General features: G+C 74.8%; 20 protein-coding genes. 15 read left to right on the forward strand and 5 right to left on the reverse strand.

Annotated elements, in window-relative coordinates:
• Positions 1-379: 379 nt before the first annotated feature.
• The 7 genes from AB0O19_RS33685 to AB0O19_RS33715 all read left to right on the forward strand — a co-directional run bounded on the left by AB0O19_RS33685 (position 380) and on the right by AB0O19_RS33715 (position 5,131).
• Entirely contained in the window at positions 380-673 is a 294-nt protein-coding gene (locus AB0O19_RS33685; RefSeq protein WP_363586557.1) for a MoaD/ThiS family protein, read from the forward strand.
• Between the two features lie 5 nt (positions 674-678).
• Positions 679-2,052: a hypothetical protein gene (locus tag AB0O19_RS33690; protein WP_363625009.1), complete on the forward strand. Its 1,374-nt coding sequence runs from the start codon at positions 679-681 to the stop codon at positions 2,050-2,052.
• A gap of 181 nt (positions 2,053-2,233) precedes the next feature.
• Positions 2,234-2,959 (forward strand): DUF2993 domain-containing protein, encoded by a 726-nt coding sequence (locus AB0O19_RS33695; RefSeq protein ID WP_363586559.1) that lies wholly within the window; start codon positions 2,234-2,236, stop codon positions 2,957-2,959.
• A 294-nt stretch (positions 2,960-3,253) separates the two neighbouring features.
• A complete protein-coding gene (locus AB0O19_RS33700; RefSeq protein WP_350517234.1) occupies positions 3,254-3,334 on the forward strand; it encodes an Ms5788A family Cys-rich leader peptide in 81 nt (26 codons plus the stop codon).
• Between the two features lie 231 nt (positions 3,335-3,565).
• A complete protein-coding gene (locus AB0O19_RS33705; RefSeq protein WP_063351213.1) occupies positions 3,566-4,402 on the forward strand; it encodes a sulfurtransferase in 837 nt (278 codons plus the stop codon).
• A 38-nt stretch (positions 4,403-4,440) separates the two neighbouring features.
• Positions 4,441-4,731, forward strand: a complete 291-nt coding sequence (locus tag AB0O19_RS33710; RefSeq protein WP_030059605.1) for a DUF1416 domain-containing protein — start codon at positions 4,441-4,443, stop codon at positions 4,729-4,731.
• A 127-nt stretch (positions 4,732-4,858) separates the two neighbouring features.
• Positions 4,859-5,131 (forward strand): DUF3099 domain-containing protein, encoded by a 273-nt coding sequence (locus tag AB0O19_RS33715; protein WP_350885170.1) that lies wholly within the window; start codon positions 4,859-4,861, stop codon positions 5,129-5,131.
• Positions 5,132-5,134: 3 nt separating this feature from the next.
• On the opposite strand, the gene AB0O19_RS33720 is transcribed toward AB0O19_RS33715, so the two are convergent.
• Positions 5,135-5,497 (reverse strand): DsrE family protein, encoded by a 363-nt coding sequence (locus AB0O19_RS33720; protein WP_063348267.1) that lies wholly within the window; start codon positions 5,495-5,497, stop codon positions 5,135-5,137.
• Positions 5,498-5,845: 348 nt separating this feature from the next.
• On the opposite strand from AB0O19_RS33720, the gene AB0O19_RS33725 reads away from it, so the two are divergent.
• The 3 genes from AB0O19_RS33725 to AB0O19_RS33735 all read left to right on the forward strand — a co-directional run bounded on the left by AB0O19_RS33725 (position 5,846) and on the right by AB0O19_RS33735 (position 7,992).
• Entirely contained in the window at positions 5,846-6,448 is a 603-nt protein-coding gene (locus AB0O19_RS33725) for an FABP family protein (RefSeq protein ID WP_063348266.1), read from the forward strand.
• A 106-nt stretch (positions 6,449-6,554) separates the two neighbouring features.
• Complete coding sequence (locus AB0O19_RS33730) at positions 6,555-7,019, forward strand: transcriptional repressor (protein WP_363586561.1); 465 nt, start codon at positions 6,555-6,557, stop codon at positions 7,017-7,019.
• Between the two features lie 10 nt (positions 7,020-7,029).
• Positions 7,030-7,992 carry a glycine cleavage T C-terminal barrel domain-containing protein gene (locus AB0O19_RS33735; RefSeq protein WP_363625011.1) on the forward strand — a complete coding sequence of 321 codons (963 nt, stop codon included), beginning with the start codon at positions 7,030-7,032 and terminating at the stop codon, positions 7,990-7,992.
• A 19-nt stretch (positions 7,993-8,011) separates the two neighbouring features.
• On the opposite strand, the gene dtd is transcribed toward AB0O19_RS33735, so the two are convergent.
• On the reverse strand, positions 8,012-8,452 hold the full coding sequence (gene dtd / locus AB0O19_RS33740) for a D-aminoacyl-tRNA deacylase (RefSeq protein ID WP_363586563.1): 441 nt from the start codon (positions 8,450-8,452) through the stop codon (positions 8,012-8,014).
• A 508-nt stretch (positions 8,453-8,960) separates the two neighbouring features.
• Between dtd and AB0O19_RS33745 the strand changes: the two genes are divergently transcribed.
• The 3 genes from AB0O19_RS33745 (at position 8,961) to AB0O19_RS33755 (ending at position 11,000) form a co-directional block, all read left to right on the forward strand.
• Positions 8,961-9,572, forward strand: coding sequence for an ABC transporter substrate-binding protein (locus AB0O19_RS33745; RefSeq protein ID WP_363625013.1), 612 nt, complete (start codon positions 8,961-8,963; stop codon positions 9,570-9,572).
• A 73-nt stretch (positions 9,573-9,645) separates the two neighbouring features.
• Positions 9,646-10,608: an asparaginase gene (locus AB0O19_RS33750; protein WP_363586565.1), complete on the forward strand. Its 963-nt coding sequence runs from the start codon at positions 9,646-9,648 to the stop codon at positions 10,606-10,608.
• Positions 10,609-10,790: 182 nt separating this feature from the next.
• On the forward strand, positions 10,791-11,000 hold the full coding sequence (locus AB0O19_RS33755) for a dodecin (protein ID WP_063348261.1): 210 nt from the start codon (positions 10,791-10,793) through the stop codon (positions 10,998-11,000).
• A 51-nt stretch (positions 11,001-11,051) separates the two neighbouring features.
• Here the strand turns inward: AB0O19_RS33755 and AB0O19_RS33760 are convergent, their stop codons facing one another.
• The 3 genes from AB0O19_RS33760 to AB0O19_RS33770 are packed head-to-tail and all read right to left on the reverse strand — an operon-like array spanning position 11,052 to position 13,881.
• Positions 11,052-11,867 carry a heme ABC transporter ATP-binding protein gene (locus AB0O19_RS33760; protein WP_363625015.1) on the reverse strand — a complete coding sequence of 272 codons (816 nt, stop codon included), beginning with the start codon at positions 11,865-11,867 and terminating at the stop codon, positions 11,052-11,054.
• Positions 11,864-12,925 carry an iron ABC transporter permease gene (locus AB0O19_RS33765; RefSeq protein ID WP_363625016.1) on the reverse strand — a complete coding sequence of 354 codons (1,062 nt, stop codon included), beginning with the start codon at positions 12,923-12,925 and terminating at the stop codon, positions 11,864-11,866. The genes AB0O19_RS33760 and AB0O19_RS33765 overlap by 4 nt, the downstream gene beginning before the upstream one ends.
• Positions 12,922-13,881 carry an ABC transporter substrate-binding protein gene (locus AB0O19_RS33770; RefSeq protein WP_363625042.1) on the reverse strand — a complete coding sequence of 320 codons (960 nt, stop codon included), beginning with the start codon at positions 13,879-13,881 and terminating at the stop codon, positions 12,922-12,924. The genes AB0O19_RS33765 and AB0O19_RS33770 overlap by 4 nt, the downstream gene beginning before the upstream one ends.
• A gap of 251 nt (positions 13,882-14,132) precedes the next feature.
• On the opposite strand from AB0O19_RS33770, the gene AB0O19_RS33775 reads away from it, so the two are divergent.
• Together AB0O19_RS33775 and AB0O19_RS33780 are read left to right on the forward strand one after the other, a co-directional pair.
• A complete protein-coding gene (locus tag AB0O19_RS33775) occupies positions 14,133-15,698 on the forward strand; it encodes an HtaA domain-containing protein (protein ID WP_363625018.1) in 1,566 nt (521 codons plus the stop codon).
• 59 nt (positions 15,699-15,757) lie between these two features.
• Complete coding sequence (locus AB0O19_RS33780; protein ID WP_363625020.1) at positions 15,758-17,419, forward strand: HtaA domain-containing protein; 1,662 nt, start codon at positions 15,758-15,760, stop codon at positions 17,417-17,419.
• The last annotated feature ends 50 nt before the right edge of the window (positions 17,420-17,469 follow it).

Here is a 17,469-nt window from a genome sequence, read left to right on the forward strand (position 1 = left end):
CCCGCGACGCGCCGGGGGTGGGCCGACGAATCGCAAGAATGTCCGTACTGGCGTCCTGAAAGCACAAAAGGACCCGGGGGCGACTCTGCCCGGATCCCTCTTGGACGTCGAGAATAGCCGACGGCCCTCCGCGCCGGGAGGGCTCGAATCCGGCGGTTCGCCCAATCCGGGCGCGCGCCGGGTGAGCCTGGACACAGCTTCGAGCCGTCCTCCGGGCCCCCTCGGCCAGGGCGATTGCCCCTCGTGGCGGCGGACACGCCATCATGGGACGCACATCGGCGGCGCCGTGCGAGTCCATCTTTCGGGTGGTCGGGCGGCCCGGTGGCGAGCCGGACCGGGGCACCGGGGCCGGGCGAGGACGACGAGAAGGGGTGGCCCGATGGGTGCGACCACGGAGCCCGCGAGCGGCGCCCGGGTGCGCGGGACGATCCGCTACTGGGCGGCCGCGAAGTCCGAGGCCGGGCTGGCCGAGGAGCCGTACGAGGCGGTGACCCTGGCGGAGGCGCTGGCACAGGCCAGGCGGCGGCACGCGGACCGGCCGAAGCTCGTCCAGTTGCTCGGGCACTGCTCCTACCTGGTCGACGGCTCCCAGGTCGGCGGCCGGGACCACACGGCCGTGCCCCTCACCGAGGGCGGCACGGTCGAGGTGCTGCCCCCGTTCGCGGGAGGCTGAGCGGCGTGACGGACATGAACAACGCGAACCAGGGCGGCTACGGCGAGTGGCCGCAGCAACCCCCGCCGCCCCAGCCGCCCTACCGGCATCCGCAGCAGCAGCCCCACCCCCCGTACCCGCAGCCGCCGTACCCGCAGGCCCAGGCGCCGCAGCCGGGGCAGCAGCCGCCGTACGGCTACCCGGGGTACGGGCAGCCGCCGATGGATGACGCGGCGACCACGCTGCTGCCGCCCGTCCCCGCGCTGGACGACGCCACGGCGACCACGCTGCTGCCGCCCGTGCCGCCGATGGACGACGCGGCCGCGACGACGCTGCTGCCGCCCGTGCCCCCGATGGACGACGCGGCCGCGACGACGCTGCTGCCGCCGGTGGTCGTGTCCGGCGCGATGCCGAGCGCCCCGCCGGCCTGGACGCCCACCCCGCCGCCGCCGGCGGGACGGCATGCCGCGCCGCCGCAGGCCCGGCACGCCGCTCCGGCGCCGGTCCCGCGGCAGGCGGCCCCGCCGACGGCGCCCCCGCAGCAGGGAGCGCCCGCCCTCGACTCGCCGACCATGACGCTCAAGCGCCCGGTCGCCCCAGGCGGCCCGGCGGGCGCCCCGGCCGCGCCGCCGTACGCGGCCGTCCCGGCGCGGCCCGCGCCGGTGGCGCCGCCCGCCGGCCCGCGCGGCCGGACCGGTTCGCCGATCATCGATCCGGGCCTTCAGCCGGCGTTGATCACCGTCGGCGTGGCCGCGCTGCTGGCCGGCGGCGCCGCGCTCGGGCAGGTGGCGCTGGCACTGGTGGTGGCGCTGCTCCAGGTGCTGACGGCGGCCGGCTGGTTCCGGCTGAACGGGATGTGGCCGGCCCGCCAGGGCATCGCGCTCGCCGCGCTGGCCGGGCTGACCGCGGACGCGGCGGTGCTGCTGGCGGACTCCGAGGGCAGCGTGGCGGCGGTGGTCGGCACGCTGGGCGGGTTCTTCCTGCTGGTCCTGGTGCTGCAGACGTTCCGTCCCTCGGACCCGAAGGAGCGGTTCTACGCGCTGACGGTGCTCGGCTCGGCCACGGTGGTGACGGCGCTGTGCACCTCGCTGCTGGTGGCCGACTGGGTGCCGGCCGGGGTGGGCGCGGTCGCGCTGGCCACCGTGCTGGCGGCGGCGCCGTTGCCCGGCCCGAAGCTGCTGGGCCCGGTGCTGGGCCTGGCGGCGGCGGTGCTGCTGGGTCTGCTGGTGGGCGCGCCGCCGGCGCTGGGGGTGCTGGCGGGGCTGGGTGCGCTGGTCGGCCGACGGGTCGCGGCGTACGACTTCCCGTCCCGGTTCGTGCACATGACGGCGGGCGTGGCGCTGCCGCTGGCGGTGGCCTCGCCGCTGATCTGGATCGCCACGGACCTGCTGGCCGGCTGACACCCGGCCGGACGACGGCGAGTCCCGCTCCGGAACCATGCTCCGGGGCGGGACGTCGTACGGTCGGGCCGGAACGGCCTTGGCCGGGGCCGCGATGGAACGCCGGGCAGGGAACGCCGGGCGAGGAACACCGAACGAGGACAGCGAACGACGACGGCGACCGGCGACGACGGGGAGTGCGATGCGTGGATGGCTGAAGGCGACGATCGGCCTGGTGGTGCTCTCCGGCCTCCTGGTCGGTGCCGACCGGATCGCGGTCGGGGTGGCCGAGGACCAGGCCGCCGACCGGATGGTGAGCAGCGGCCGGATGAGCCAGCGGCCGGACATCTCGATCGAGGGCTTCCCGTTCCTCACCCAGGCGCTGTCGATGAAGCTGGACGACGTCCGGATCTCCTCCGACGGCCTGACCGTCGGTGACGGCGGCCGGCAGGTGGCGCTGCGCTCCTTCAAGGCCCGGCTGTCCGGCGTCACGGTGAGCGACAGCCTGAGGAGCGCCACGGTGGACAGCGGCACCGGCAGCGGCCTGATCTCGTACGCGGACCTCGCGCAGCTGCTGCCGCCGGCCTCCCAGCTGATGTCGGGGGCGGGCAAGCTGCCGGTGGGCGGCAACACCCGGCTGGCCCTGTCGTACGGCGGGCCGGGCAAGATCAAGGCCGCGCTGGGGCCGGTCGCGGTCGGCGAGGGCTCGGTGCACAGCAGCGGGAGCACCGTCACCGCGGACGGCTTCCAGCTCAGCGCGCTGGCCGGGATGTTCGCCGGGGTCACCGACCAGCGGCTGAAGCCGATGAGCTTCACCCTCGACTCGCTCCCGGCCGGGCTGAAACTGGCCGACAAGGACGGGGCGACGCCGCTGCCGGAGGGCCTGCAGCTGACCTTCGAGGGCAAGGGCGTCAACCTGCTGGGCTGACCGACCGGTCACTTCCGCTCCCGTGCCGTTCCCTCCCTCCGTTCCTCCGTTCCCTCCCTCCGTTCCTTCCATTTCTTCCGTCTCCTGCGTTCCGCTCCGCGAGACGCGCCGTCCGGCGCGTCTCGCGGAGCGGTGTCGTTTCCGCCCGTTGTGGGCCGCCCGGGGCCGCCGGCCTCGGGCGGGACGGCGGCCCCGCAGGCCATGAAAGGGTCAAATCTCGGCATTCGGGCTATTCAGTCTCGACATTCGGTACGCTGATGACAGCGGGCCTCCGGTGTCCCTAGCATCGTCGACATGAAGCGACAGACGGATCTCACGAAGCGGCGGGCGGTCGACCTGTGCCGCGTGGCCGCCTGTCTGTGTCGAATGCGCTAACTCGGCGTTTTGGCTGGGCAGTTGAAGCCCGCCGCCGATTTTCCCGGTGACCTTGCCCGGCCACCCCGGCCGGCCGTCGCCGCCGCACCCCGCAGCTCCCCGCCGGTCGGCCCGGACCGCCACTCCCGTCCCAGTATTCGGACAGGAATTCGGACCGCAGTCGCCCGGGCACCCAGCAGCACCTCCCGAGCAGAACCTTCCGCACACCGCCCTCGGATGGAGAACACCACCATGAGCCGCAGCGACGTCCTGGTCGACGCCGACTGGGTCCAGGCCCACCTGGACGACCCGAAGGTCGTCATCGTCGAGGTCGACGAGGACACCTCCGCGTACGACAAGAACCACATCCGCAACGCCGTCCGGATCGACTGGAAGCAGGACCTCCAGGACCCGGTCCGCCGCGACTTCATCGACCAGGCCGGCTTCGACGCGCTGCTCAGCGCCAAGGGCATCGCCAACGACGACACCGTCGTGCTCTACGGCGGCAACAACAACTGGTTCGCTTCGTACGCCTACTGGTACTTCAAGCTGTACGGCCACGGTGACGTCCGCCTGCTGGACGGCGGCCGCAAGAAGTGGGAGCTGGACTCCCGCGACCTGGTCGCCGAGGTGCCGGCCCGCGAGGCCACCGAGTACCGGGCGCAGGCCGCCGATTCCTCGATCCGCGCCTTCCGCGACGACGTGCTCGCGGCCATCGGCCAGCTCAACCTGGTCGACGTCCGTTCGCCCGACGAGTTCTCCGGCAAGCTGCTCGCCCCGGCGCACCTCCCGCAGGAGCAGTCGCAGCGCCCCGGCCACGTGCCGAGCGCCCGCAACATCCCGTGGGCCAAGAACGCCAACGACGACGGCACCTTCAAGAGCGACGACGAGCTCAAGGCGCTGTACGAGGCCGAGGGCATCGACCTGGCGAAGGACACCATCGCCTACTGCCGCATCGGCGAGCGCTCCGCGCTCACCTGGTTCGTCCTGCACGAGCTGCTCGGCCAGGAGAACGTCAAGAACTACGACGGTTCGTGGACCGAGTACGGCAGCCTCGTCGGCGTGCCGATCGAGCTCGGCAGCAACTGAGCCCGCGGCTCGACCGTCGTCAGAAGGGAAGACAAGACATGTGCGGTGCGAAGGCCGGCGGCCCGGACCTGGCAGGAGTTGACGTGGCGAACGAGACGATCATCCAGGGTTCGGTGACCCGCGACGGTGAGCCGGTCAACGGCTACGTCCGGCTGCTCGACGAGGGGGGCGAGTTCACGGCCGAGGTGCCCACCTCGGCGACCGGCCAGTTCCGGTTCTTCGCCCGCCCGGGCAAGTGGACCCTGCGCGCGCTGGTGCCGGGCCAGACCGTGGACCGTCAGGTGGTGGCCTCCCAGGGCACCGCCGTCGAGGTCGCGATCGCGGTCTGATCGGTACCCGATCCGCCCGTTCCACCTGAGCCACCCGAACCACCCGAACCACCCGATCCGCCTGGTTCACGGGCTGAGTGCACCGAGGGCCCTGCCGCGGCAGGGCCCTCGGTCGTACCGTGGAGACGTGCAGACAAGGCGGCGGCGGCATTACTACTTCGCCCTGATGGGCGTCTGCCTGGGCCTGTTCGTGCTGGCCTGGGGCGTGGTGAGGTTCTTCTCCGTGCCCGCCGCCATCGGCATGTGCGTGGTCGCGATGGTGATCCCGCCGGCCGCCGCCGTGTTCGCCAACAAGCGGGACCCGGACGACGACTGGTGGAACGACCCGCGCTGGGACGACCCGAAGTGGGACGAGCCCGGCCACGACCGGGACCGCCCCGACCACGAGGAGCACCCGTAGCCGTCAGTAGACGAGTGCCTGGACGTTGTCCGCCATGATCTCGCTGACGAAGACCTGCGCGCCCGCGATCCGGACGCCCTCGACGGTGTCCTGCTGCACGATCCCCCGGCGGGCCGCACACTGGGTGCACAGCGTCACCGAGCCGCTCGCGAGGATCGCCTCCAGCAGGTCCGGAAGCGGTGCCGCGTGCGGCAGTTCGAACTCCGCCGCCCGCCCCGGCAGGGCGAACCAGGAGGACTCCCCGGTCAGCCAGAGCGAGACCTCGATCCCGCTGGCGACGGCCACCGCCGCGACGGTGAACGCCTGCGAACACCGCTCCGGCGCATCGGCCCCGGCGGTGACCTTGATGACGAGTTTCTTCGACATGGCGCCACCTTAGAGGGCTCGCGGCCCCCGCTCGCCGTCATCCCGGGATCCCTTGGGGAAACCTTGGACGGCGGAGGAGAATCGGCGCGAACGATGACGTGGTGGGGCTCACCGCGACCGGCCGATGACCGGCGGATAGAGTGAGCGGCAGCAAAATCCACCACACTGTCGCCGCCTGGGAGCCACCCGTGTCCGGTCTGGAAATCTTCTTCGACGGTCTGCTGGCCCTCATGGCCGTGCTGATCACCTGGTTCGCCATCTTCTCGGTGATGAAGCTCTACCAGGGCCAGCGCTGATCCTGCCGTACGGTTGAGGCAGCCCACACCGACGACGACAGCGACCAGGAACATGATCGAGATCCCCTCCGACCTCCACAAGGACGTCGTCCCGCTCGCCTTCCTCCTCGGCACCTGGGAGGGCGCGGGCGTCTATGCCCCGTTGCCAGATGAAGAGGGCCCTGGCGCCGAGAAGTGCAACTTCGGCCAGGAGATCGTGATCCGGCACGACGGCCGGCCCTTCCTGGAGTTCCGCTCCCGCACCTGGGTGCTGGACAACGAGGGCGAGAAGGTCCGCCCGCTGGAGAACGAGCACGCGTTCTGGCGCATCACCAGCAACCACGACGGCACCAGCGGCGTCCGCGGGATCGAGATCTCGTCCGTCCGCGACGACGGCACCGTGGAGATCTGGTACGGCGAGCTGGCCGACGGCAAGCCGCAGATCGACGTCTCCACGGACGCGGTCGCCCGGATCGAGGGCTCGCCGGAGTACTCGGGCGGCAAGCGGCTGTACGGCTTCGTCAACGAGGAACTGCTCTGGGTCGGCGAGAAGGCCGCCCCGAACGTGCCGCTGCGCCCGTACATGTCGGCCCAGCTGAAGAAGGTGCTCAGCCCGGCCCAGCTGATCAAGGACATCAACGACCTGCCGGACGACGGCATCGCGTTCTTCAAGTGAGCCCGGCGCTCCGCTGAGCGGTACGGCTTTCGCGTGAGGTAGGGACCGGCCGCCGGCCGGTCCCTACACTTGCCTCAGGACCCCCGACCTTGGCAGGGACAGCACCGTGGCGGACACCGGCACCACCGACTGGCAGCTCTCCGGCGACTGGAAGGCCGACCTGCGCGAACGCGGCTACCGGCTGACCCCGCAGCGGCAGCTCGTACTCGAAGCCGTCGACCGCCTCGACCACGCCACCCCCGACGAGATCCTCTGCCACGTCCGGCAGACCGCCAGCGGCGTCAACATCTCCACCGTCTACCGGACCCTGGAACTGCTGGAGGAACTCGGCCTGGTCTCGCACGCCCACCTCGGCCACGGCGCCCCGACCTACCACCTGGCCGGCCGCCACCACCACCTGCACCTGGTCTGCCGGGACTGCGACAAGGTCTCCGAGACCGGCACCGAGATCGCCGAGCCGCTGATCCGCAGCCTGCGCGAACAGCACGGCTTCGACACCGACCTCAAGCACTTCGCCATCTTCGGCCGCTGCGCCGACTGCACCGCCAAGCTCGCGGACGGCCGGTCGTAAGCTGGCCGGTATGAAGAGCCCGCTGCTGAGCCTGCCCGGAGCCGTCCCCGCCGAAGGCGCCGACGAGGGCGTCGCCGCCCACTACGGCGACATCTTCCGCGAACAACGCAACCTCGCGCAGGGCACGGGCTTCGTGGACCTCTCGCACCGCGGCGTGCTCACCGTCACCGGCCAGGACCGCCTGGCCTGGCTGCACCTGCTGCTCACCCAGCACGTCAGCGCGCTGGCGCCGCAGGAGGCCACCGAGGCGCTGGTGCTCTCCCCGAACGGGCACGTCGAGCACGCGCTCTACCTGGTCGACGACGGCACCACCACCTGGGCGCACGTCGAGCCGGGCACCCAGGAGGCGCTGCTGGGCTACCTGGAGAGCATGAAGTTCTTCTACCGGGTGGAGGTCGCCGACGCGACCGCCGAGTACGCCGTGGTGCACCTGCCGGCGGGCTCCACCGCCTCCGTCGAGGGCGCCGCGGCGGTGCGGGAACTCCCGTACGGGCGCGACCTGTTCGTGCCGCGCGCCGAGCTGGCGAAGCTGACCGCCGGGTACGGCCCGGCGGCGGGGGTCTGGGCGTACGAGGCGCTGCGGATCGAGGGCCACCGGCCGCGGCTGGGCTTCGAGACCGACCACCGGACCATCCCGCACGAGGTGGACTGGCTGCGCACCGCCGTCCACCTGCAGAAGGGCTGCTACCGCGGACAGGAGACCGTCGCCCGGGTGCACAACCTGGGCCGGCCGCCGCGCCGCCTGGTCTTCCTGCACCTGGACGGCACCGAGGAGACGCTGCCCCCGCACGGGACGCAGGTGCGGCTGGCCGCGGAGCCGGACGGGCGCCCGCTCGGCTTCGTCACCTCCTCGGCCCGCCACCACGAGCTGGGGCCGATCGCGCTGGCGATCGTCAAGCGGAACGTCCCGGTGGACGCGGTACTGCTGGCCGGGACGGTGCCGGGCACCCAGGACGTGATCGTCCCGCAGTAGCCCGTGCGCCCGGCTGCGGTCAGACCTCCACGAGGACGGTGAACGGGCCGTCGTTCACCAGCGCCACCTGCATGTCGGCGCCGAACCGGCCCGTCTCCACCTTGGCGCCGAGCGCGCGCAGTCGGGCGACCACCTCGTCCACCAGGGGCTCGGCGACCGGGCCGGGGGCGGCGGCGTTCCAGGTCGGGCGGCGGCCCTTGCGGGCGTCGCCGTAGAGGGTGAACTGGCTGATCACCAGCAGCGGGGCCCCGAGGTCGGAGCAGGACTGCTCGACGCCCTCGTCGTCGGCGGGCAGCAGCCGCAGCGTCCACAGCTTGCGGGCCAGCTGGGCGGCCTTGGCCGGGGTGTCCTCGTGGGTGACGCCGACCAGGACGCAGAGCCCGGGCCCCTCGATCGCGCCGACGGTCTCTCCGGCCACGGTCACCCTGGCCTCGGTCACTCGCTGCACCACTGCTCGCATGCCGCCATTGTGCCGGAGGCCCGGGGCGTGCCCGGCGTGCCCGGCGGGCACCCGGCGCCGTGCCCGGCGGCACCCGGGGCGTGCGGGAGGGGCGCGTGTGCAGGTGGTGCACGCTGGGTGGTGCGCGCCTGCGCGGGGTCGGGCGCCGCTCTTCCTGCGGAAAGGTCCGGTCATATCAGCCACCCCCGTTCGCCAGGGGGCCGTTCGGGTGCACGGGCGGTGCGCCCGCGCCGGGCGGGGTGGCACGCTGTTGGACCGTACGGAGGGCCCGGCGCGCCATATGGTCCGCCGCACCGGGCCGGGCTCGGCCGGGCGGTCGAGCCCGTAGGTCAGGCGTTCTGGCGGCATCGCCCCGGTGGGTGGTTCCGGCCGGGAACCGGAACCTTCGGGGGCGGCCGGGCGTGCCAACGGACGGGACGCGTGAGCCCGTCGGGGGACGGGCCGGACCGGCGGCAGGGACGCAGTGCCGCGAGCGGGCGGGATCGGACGACGGCAGGTGGGTTGGTTGATGGACGCGAGCAGCGCGGCGTGGGACCGGTCCGGGCACGTGGCGGAGGTCGCCGGGGGCGCCGGGGCCCTGGGCACGGCGATAGAGCCCGATCTGGAGCGGCTGGGCCTGGACCAGCTGCGGATCCTGCGCCGGGAGACCCTGGAGCAGGAGGCCGACCTCTCCTACCTGCGGCGGCTGCTGCACGGGCGGATGGACATCCTGCGCGCCGAACTCGACCGCCGGCCCGGCGGTCCGGTCCGGGCGGCCGGGCCGCCCGGGGCGGGCGGGCCGCCCGGCGACCTGCTGGACCGCCTCCCGGCCATCCTGACCGACGCGCCCTCCACCGTGCGGCGCTCGGCCCGGCACGTCACGCTCGGGCCGCCGCGCGGCCACGAGTCCCAGCTGGAGGCGGCCGAACTGATGGGGGACGTCCAGCTCGCCGACCTGGCCGCGCACCCGGCGGAGGAGCTGCTGGCCGCGCTGGAGCGGCTGCGCGCGCACGAGCGCGAGGTGTCCGGGCGGCGGCAGCGGCTGCTGCGGACGGCCGACGGTTGCAGCGCGGAGATCACCCGCAGGTACCGTGATGGGGAAGCACGGGTCGAGGACCTGCTCGCAGGGGGGCCGCTCTGACCGGGTGAGGTACCACGGGCGGGCGGGGCCCGGCTCGCCCCCGGTCCACCCTCACCCCCGGAAGGCTCCCGCCATGTCCCAGTCCGCCACCCCGCCCGTCGTCCTCGCCGAGGTCATACGCTCGGGCTTCACCGAAGGCCGCCACCACGGCTCCCTGGTGCTGCTCGCCGCCGACGGCTCGGTGGAGTTCGCGCTCGGCGACCCCGACGCGCCGGTCTTCCCCCGGTCGACCGCCAAGCCGTTCCAGGCGGTGGCCACGCTGCGGGCCGGGCTGGCGATCGAGGGCGAACTGCTGGCGCTGGCCGCCTCCAGCCACTCCGCGGAATCGTTTCACCTCGACGGTGTCCGGACCATCCTGAGCTCCGCCGGGCTCGACGAGTCCGCCCTGCGCACCCCGGCCGACCTCCCGCTCGACGAGACCGAGGCGGAACTGCTGCTCGGCTCCGGCGGCCGCCGCGCCCCCGTCCTGATGGACTGCTCCGGCAAGCACGCCGGCTGGCTGGCCGCCTGCGTCGCCAACGGCTGGGACACCGCGAGCTACCTCGACCCCGGGCACCCGATCCAGCGGCTGGCCCGCGAGGCCCTGGAGGAGGGCACCGGCGAGACCGCCACGCACGCCGGGGTGGACGGCTGCGGCGCCCCGCTGCTGGCCGTCACGCTGACCGGCCTGGCCCGCGGCTACCGCGGCCTGGTGCTGGCCGCCGAGGGCACGGCGCCCCGCCGGGTGGCCGACGCGATGCGCGCCCACCCTGAGTACGTGGCCGGCACCCGCCGGGCCGACACCTGGCTGATGCGGGCCGTTCCCGGCGCGCTGTCCAAGATGGGCGCCGAGGCCGTCCAGGTGGTGGCGCTGCCGGACGGGCGGGCGCTCGCCTTCAAGATCGACGACGGCGGCGAGCGGGCCCGCGGCCCGGTGCTGGCGGCCGCGCTGCGCCGGCTCGGGGTGACCGGCGCGGACGAGACCGTCGAGCGGATCGGGGCGGCCCCGCTGCTGGGCGGCGGTGCCCCGGTCGGGCAGGTGAGGGCGGCCTTCTAGCGGCCTCCACGGCCTCCCGCGGCCGCCCCGGGGTGTGCCGGCGGCCTCCCCGGGGCCTGCCCGGGGCCTGCCGGCGGCCTTCCAGGGGATGCGGGGAGGCCGGAGGCGGCCGTCGGCGTGCGGGCGGAGCGGCGGCGGTGCACGGTGGACCGGGGGCCGTCGCACAGCTGAGGGAGTCCGCCATGACTGACCACGTGTACCGGGTGACCGAGATCGTCGGATCCTCGACCGAGAGCGTCGACGCCGCGATCCGCAACGGGGTGGAGCGGGCCTCCCGGACGCTGCGCAACCTCGACTGGTTCGAGGTGACGCAGGTCCGGGGCCACCTGGAGGACGGCGGGGTGAAGCACTACCAGGTCGGGCTGAAGCTCGGCTTCCGGCTGGAGGACTGAGCCCGCTTCCGCGGCCCGCCCGCAGCCCCGCCGCGCCGGCCCCGTGCCCGGTCAGCGTTCGGGCAGCACCAGCGGCACCCCGGTGCGCGGGTGCGCCAGCACCTCGACCGGGTGGCCGTACACCTCGCTGAGCAGCGGGGCGCGCAGCACCTCGGCGACCGGCCCGTCCGCGACCGTCGCCCCGGCGTTCAGCAGTACCACCCGGTCCGCGTAGGCCGCCGCCAGGGACAGGTCGTGCAGCACCACGACCACGCCGTCCCCGGCGGCGGCGCGCTCCCTGGCGACCCGCAGCACCAGCTCCTGGTGGCGCAGGTCGAGGGCGGCGGTCGGCTCGTCCAGGAGCAGCAGCGACGCGCGCTGGGCCAGCACCCGGGCCAGCGCCACCCGGGCCCGCTCGCCGCCGGACAGCGCGGTGAACGGGCGTCCGGCGAAGGCGGCGGACTCGGTGGCGGCCATCGCCTCGGCGACCACGGCCTCGTCCTCGGCGGCGGCCGCCGTGCCGGTCCAGGGGGCGCGGCCCATCCGGACCACCTCGTCGGCGGGGAACGGGAAGGACAGCGCGGCGGACTGCGGCAGCAACGCGCGGTGCAGGGCGAGCTCGGCGGCGCCGTAGCCGGCCAGCGGGCGGCCGCGCAGCCGGACCTCGCCGCCGTCCGGCCGGACGTCGCCGGCCAGGACGGACAGCAGGGTGGACTTGCCGGCGCCGTTCGGCCCGAGCAGCGCGACCACCTCTCCGGCGGCGACCCGCACCGACGCGCCGTCCAGCAGGGCGCGCCCGCCGACGGTCAGCCGGACGGTCTCGGCGGTCAGCAACTCGGTTCCGGGCAGGGGCCGTTCGGGCACCTGCCGGGGGGTTCGCAATCTCATGCCCAGCCTCCCTGCCTGGTCCTGGTCCGGCGCAGCAGCCAGAAGAAGAACGGACTGCCGATCAGTGCGGTGAGCACCCCGAGCGGCAGCTCGGCCGGCTCGGCGACGGTGCGGGCGGCGAGGTCGGCGGCCACCAGGACCAGCGCGCCGCCGAGCGCCGAGGCGGGCAGCAGGAAGCGGTGGCCCGGCCCGGCCAGCATCCGCAGCAGGTGCGGGACGACCAGCCCGACGAAGCCGATGATGCCGCTGACCGCGACGGCCGCGGCGGTGAGCAGCGCGACGACGGTGATCAGCACCAGCCGCATCCGCTCGACGTCCACCCCGAGGTGGCGGGCCGGGCGTTCGCCGAGGGCCAGCAGGTCCAGCTTGCGGGCGTACAGCGGGGCGACGGCCAGGCCGACGGCGGCGAACGGCAGGACGGCGAGCACCTTGCCCCAGGTGGCCTGGGAGAGCGAGCCGAGTTGCCAGAAGGTGACCTGGCTGATCGCGGCGGAGTCGGCGGTGAACAGGAAGATCCCGATCAGCGCGCCGCAGAAGGCGTTCACGGCGACCCCGGTGAGGATCAGCGTGACCACCTCGGTGCGGCCGCCGGAGCGGGCCATCAGGTACACCGCGAAGACGGTCAGCAGGCCGCTGGCGAAGGCGAAGGCGGTGATCGTCCAGCTGCCGAGGGCGTCCAGGCCGAGCACGATGCAGGCCACCGCGCCGACCGCGCCGCCCGAGGAGACGCCGATCACGGCGGGCTCGGCCAGCGGGTTGCCGAACACGCCCTGCATCAGCGCCCCGGCGCAGCCGAGCGAGCCGCCGACCAGCAGGGCGAGCACCACCCGGGGGAGCCGGACGTTCCACAGCACCGATTCGGGCACCCGGTCCAGGGCGTGCCCGCCGAGGCCGAGCCGGTGGGCGGCGGAGGCCAGGATGTCGCCGAGCGGGATGCGGTAGGCGCCGATGCCGGCGGCGAGCAGGGCGCAGAGCACCAGGGCGGCGGCGAGCCCGGCGGTGATCAGGGTGGTCCTGCTGACGGCGGGCGCGGTCTTCGCCCGTACGGCGGTGGTCACTTGGCGTCCGCCGGGTAGAGCTGGGCGGCGATCTCGTGGAGCACCTGGGGGGTGCGCGGGCCGTAGCTGAGCAGTTGGCCGTCCTCGATCGAGACGATCCGGCGGTCGAGGCCGGCCGGGGTCTGGGCGACGCCGGGCAGCTTGAGCAGGCCGTCGACGCCGCCGACCGAGTCCAGGCCCTTGCTCATCACGAGGATGGCGTCGGGCGCGGCCTTGACCAGGGCCTCGCTGGTGAGCGGGGTGAAGTCGCCGGTGAGGCCGGCGGCGGTGCCGGCGTCCTGGCCGCCGACCGCCTCGATCAGCGAGCCGGCACCGGAGGCGGGCCCGCCGAGCAGGTAGACGGAGGCGCTGCCGCGCAGGTAGAGGAAGGCGACCTTGGGGCGGCGGGCGGCGGCCGGGGCGGCGGCCCTGGCCTCGTCGATCCGCTGTTCGGTGCGCTCCTTCAACTGCCGTCCGGCGTCCGGGACTCCGAGGGCGGCGGCGACGGTGTCGATGCGCGGGCCGACGTCGGCGAGCCGCTTGGCGTCGTCCAGGACGAGCAGCGGGACGCCGGCCGCGCGGATCTGCGCGATGGCCTCGGCCGGGCCGGTGGAGCGGTCGGCGAGGACGACGGTGGGGTGCAGCGACAGCACGCCCTCGGCGGACACGTCGTGGGCCTGGGTGATCACCGGCAGGGCGGCGGCCTGCTGGAAGGTGGTGGAGACGTCCCGGGCGACCACCTTGGGGCCGAGGCCGAGGCTGAACACCAGCTCGGAGAGGCTGCCGTTGAGCGGGATGATCCGCTCGGCGCTGGTGACGGTGACCTGGCGGCCGTCGACGGAGGCGGTGGTGGCCGGGAGCTGCGGGACGGGTTCGACGGGCAGCGGTTCGACCGCGTCGGGGGCCCGGGAGGAGCTCGCCGCGGCCGCTCCGCCGGCGGTGCCGGACGGGCCGCAGGCGGTGAGGGCGAGCAGCAGGCCGAGGGCGAGCAGCAGGAGGGCGGGCCCGCGGGCCGCCCCGGTTCGGATCGTACTGCTGCTCAACACGCTTCCCTTCAGTGGGAGTTGTCGCCGCTCCGGTCCTGGTGGAGGGGTTGCGGCGGGACTCTTGACTCATATATTAGGTTAGCCTTACCTGAGTTCCGCAAGGGGGTCGGCGCCACGCCCGACCCCTCCCTTGCCGCGTCCTTCACCGCCACTGACCGCACCCCGCCGAGGAGTGATCCGCCGTGCCCCTGTCCAGCCGGCTCCGCCGTCTGGCCGCCACCCTGGTGGCCGCCCTCGCCGCCCTGCTGGCGGTGGGCCTGTCGCCCGGCCCGGCGCACGCGGCGGAGGGCAAGGTCGCCGGCGGACGGCTGGACTGGGGCATCAAGCAGTCCTTCCTGACGTACATCACCGGGCCCATCGCCAAGGGGAGTTGGACGCTCAACGGCGGCGCGGCCACGGTCGGCGGCAGCACCTTCCGGTTCCACTCCGCGACCGGCGGCTACGACCCGGCGACCGGTGCGCTGACCGCCGCCTTCTCCGGCGGGGTCCGGTTCACCGGGCACCAGGAGAACGGCGCCAACGCGCTCGACCTGAGCCTCGGCCGGCTCACCGTCCGGGCCGTCCAGGGCGGCGCGGCCGGGCTGTACGCCGACGTCAGCAGCAAGTCCAAGGACACCGGGCAGGTCAGCAGCGCGAGCCAGGCCAAACTGGCCGAGCTCTCACTGGCCGGCGTCGACCTGCGCGGCGCGGCCGGCACCCTGACGCTCAGCAACGTGCCGGGCACCCTCACCGACGCCGGGGCCAAGGCCTTCGGCAACTTCTACCCCGCCGGGACGGCCCTGGACCCGCTCACCCTCTCGGTCAACCTGCCCGCCGCGCAGCCGACTTCGTCGACCCCGCCGCCGACCGCCGCGGCCACCCCCTCGGCGGCCGCCGTGCCGACGCCGTCGGCGACCGCCGAGACCCCGACCGCGGAGACCCCGACCGCCCCGCCCGTCGCCCAGGCCCCCGCCAGGACCGAGTTCGCGAACGGCGCCCTCGACTGGGGCGTGCGCCGCACCTTCCGCGACTACGTCACCGGCGCGATCGCCCAGGGCCGCTGGGAACTCGGCGCCGGCGCGGCGGACGGCGGCGCCTACTTCCGCTGGACCCCGGCCAAGGGCGGCTACGACCCCGCGAACGGCGACCTCACCGCCGCCTTCACCGGCACCGTGCGCTTCACCGGCCTGCGCAGCGGCGACACCTACGGCCTGGACCTCACCCTCGCCAACCCGGGCGTCACCGTGGCCGGAGGCCAGGGCCGACTGGTCGCGGACGTCTCCGGCCGGACCCCGGACGGCGCCACCCAGCAGCTCACCGGCGTCGAGCTGGCCGCCTTCGACCCGGCCGGCCTCAAGCCCGAGGGCGGCCTGCTGAAGGCCGTCGAGGTGCCGCTGAAGCTCACCGAGGGCGGCGCCAAGGCCTTCGGCGGCCTCTACCCGGCCGGCACCGAGATGGACCCGCTGAGCTTCGCCGTCGCGCTCGACCCGGCCGCCGCGCTGCCCCCGCTGCCCGACCTCGGCAGCGCCCCGGCCACCGCGCCGAGCGCCACCGCGACCCCCGCCACCGGCCCCTCCGCCGCGCCCGTCGCCGCCGCCTCCTCCCCGGGCGGCTTCCCGGTGGCGGCCGTGGCCGGCGGCGCCGTGCTGGTGGCCGCGCTCGCCGTGACCGGCGGCCTGCTCGTCCGGCGCCGCCGCGCGGCCGCCGCGCCGGGCGCGGGCGCCGACGGCGGCCCCGGTGCCGCGCCGGGCCCCGGCGACGCGGCCTGACACCCCGGAGCGTCCCCCCGCTCCCTCCCCCCCCGCCCCACCCGAACGGAGTACCCACCATGTCCCGCAACCGCACCCGGCTGGCCGCCCTCGCGGCCGCCACCGCCGGCCTCGGCCTGACCGCCCTCGGCGCCCCCGCACTGGCCTTCGGCGCGGGTGGTCCCGGCAGCGTCACGTACGACACCGGCTCGCTGGACTGGGGCGTGAAGGCCAGCTTCCGCAGCTACGTCAGCGGCCCGGCCTCCCAGGGCGGCGCCATCGAACTGACCGGCGGCGCCACCACCAACGCCGACGGCACCTTCCACTTCGGCCTGGCGAACGCCACGTACGACCTCGCCACCCACGCGCTGAGCTCCTCCTTCACCGGCGGGGTCCGCTTCACCGCCCACCACGGCGCGCTGGACGTCGCCCTCAGCGACCTCAAGGTCACCACCGCCGGGACGACCGGCACGCTCACCGCCGACACCGCCTCCAAGGAGTCGATGGGCGCCACCGAGGTCACCCGACGGGACGACGTGCCGCTGGTGACGTTCACCGTCGGGCGGGACACCACCACCGGGGTGCCGACGGCGGCGAAGCTGACCGAGCAGGGCGCCAAGGCCTTCGCGGGCTTCTACGCGGCCGGGGCGGACATGGACCCGCTGTCGCTGCTGCTGAAGCAGAGCCCGGCGACGCCGTCGCCGACCGCCACGGCGACCGCCACCGCTTCGCCGACGGCCCCGACCCCGACGTCGACGCCGTCCGCCACGGGCACGCCGACCGCCTCGCCGTCCGCCACCGGCACGCCGACGGCCACGCCCTCCGCCACGCCGTCGGCCACCTCGACGCCGTCCGCGACGCAGTCGCCGAGCGCCACCGCCTCGCCGTCCACGAGCGCCACCCCGTCCGCGACCGGGACCCCGGCGCCCACCGGCGCCCCCGGCCGGCTGCCCGTGCTGAACGGCACCCTCGACTGGACGGTCAAGGAGAGCTTCCGCGCGTACCTGGCCACCCCGATGGCGAGCGGCAAGGTCGAGTTCGGCGGCGGCGCGGCCGACTACCGCTTCGGCGGCGCCACCGGCGGCTACAACACCGCCGACCACTCGCTGACCGCCGCCTTCGACGGCTCGGTCCGCTTCCTCGGCCACCCCGGCAAGGACGGCTGGGCGCTCGACACCACGCTCTCCAAGCTGGGCCTGACGATCGACCAGGGCGGCGCCTTCCTGACCGCCGACGTGAACGGCAAGTCCCCCGACGGCAAGGCGACGTCGCTGAGCGGCGCGCGGATCGCCAAGCTGGACGTGCCCGCCTCCGCCCTGAAGCCGGTCAACGGCGTGGTGACGCTCTCGGGCGTCCCGGCCACGCTCACCGCCGAGGGTGTCCCGGTGTTCTCCAACTACCCGGCGGGCACGGCCCTGGACCCGGTCAGCGCCACCCTGGCGTTCGACAAGGACGCCAAGCTGCCGGCCACCCCGCCGACCGCCGGGTCCGGTGCCGGTGCCGGTGGCGCCAACCAGCCTGCCGGAGGCCAGGGTTCGGGCACCGGAACGGTCGGCGGCGCCTCGCTGACCACCGGCGGCGGCCTGACCGGTGCGGGCAGCGCGGGCGGTGCGGGCGGCGTGCTGGCCGCCACCGGTTCGGAGACCCCGGTGGTCCCGCTGCTGGCCACCGCGGCCGGTCTGCTGCTGGTCGGCGGCAGCGCCACCGTGCTGGTGCGCAACCGGCGCGGCGCGCGCTCCTGACGCACCCCCGGGACGCGCGGCGGCCCCGGCGAGCAACCGCTCGCCGGGGC

This window comes from Kitasatospora sp. NPDC091276, assembly GCF_040684355.1.
Taxonomy (GTDB): Bacteria; Actinomycetota; Actinomycetes; order Streptomycetales; family Streptomycetaceae; genus Kitasatospora.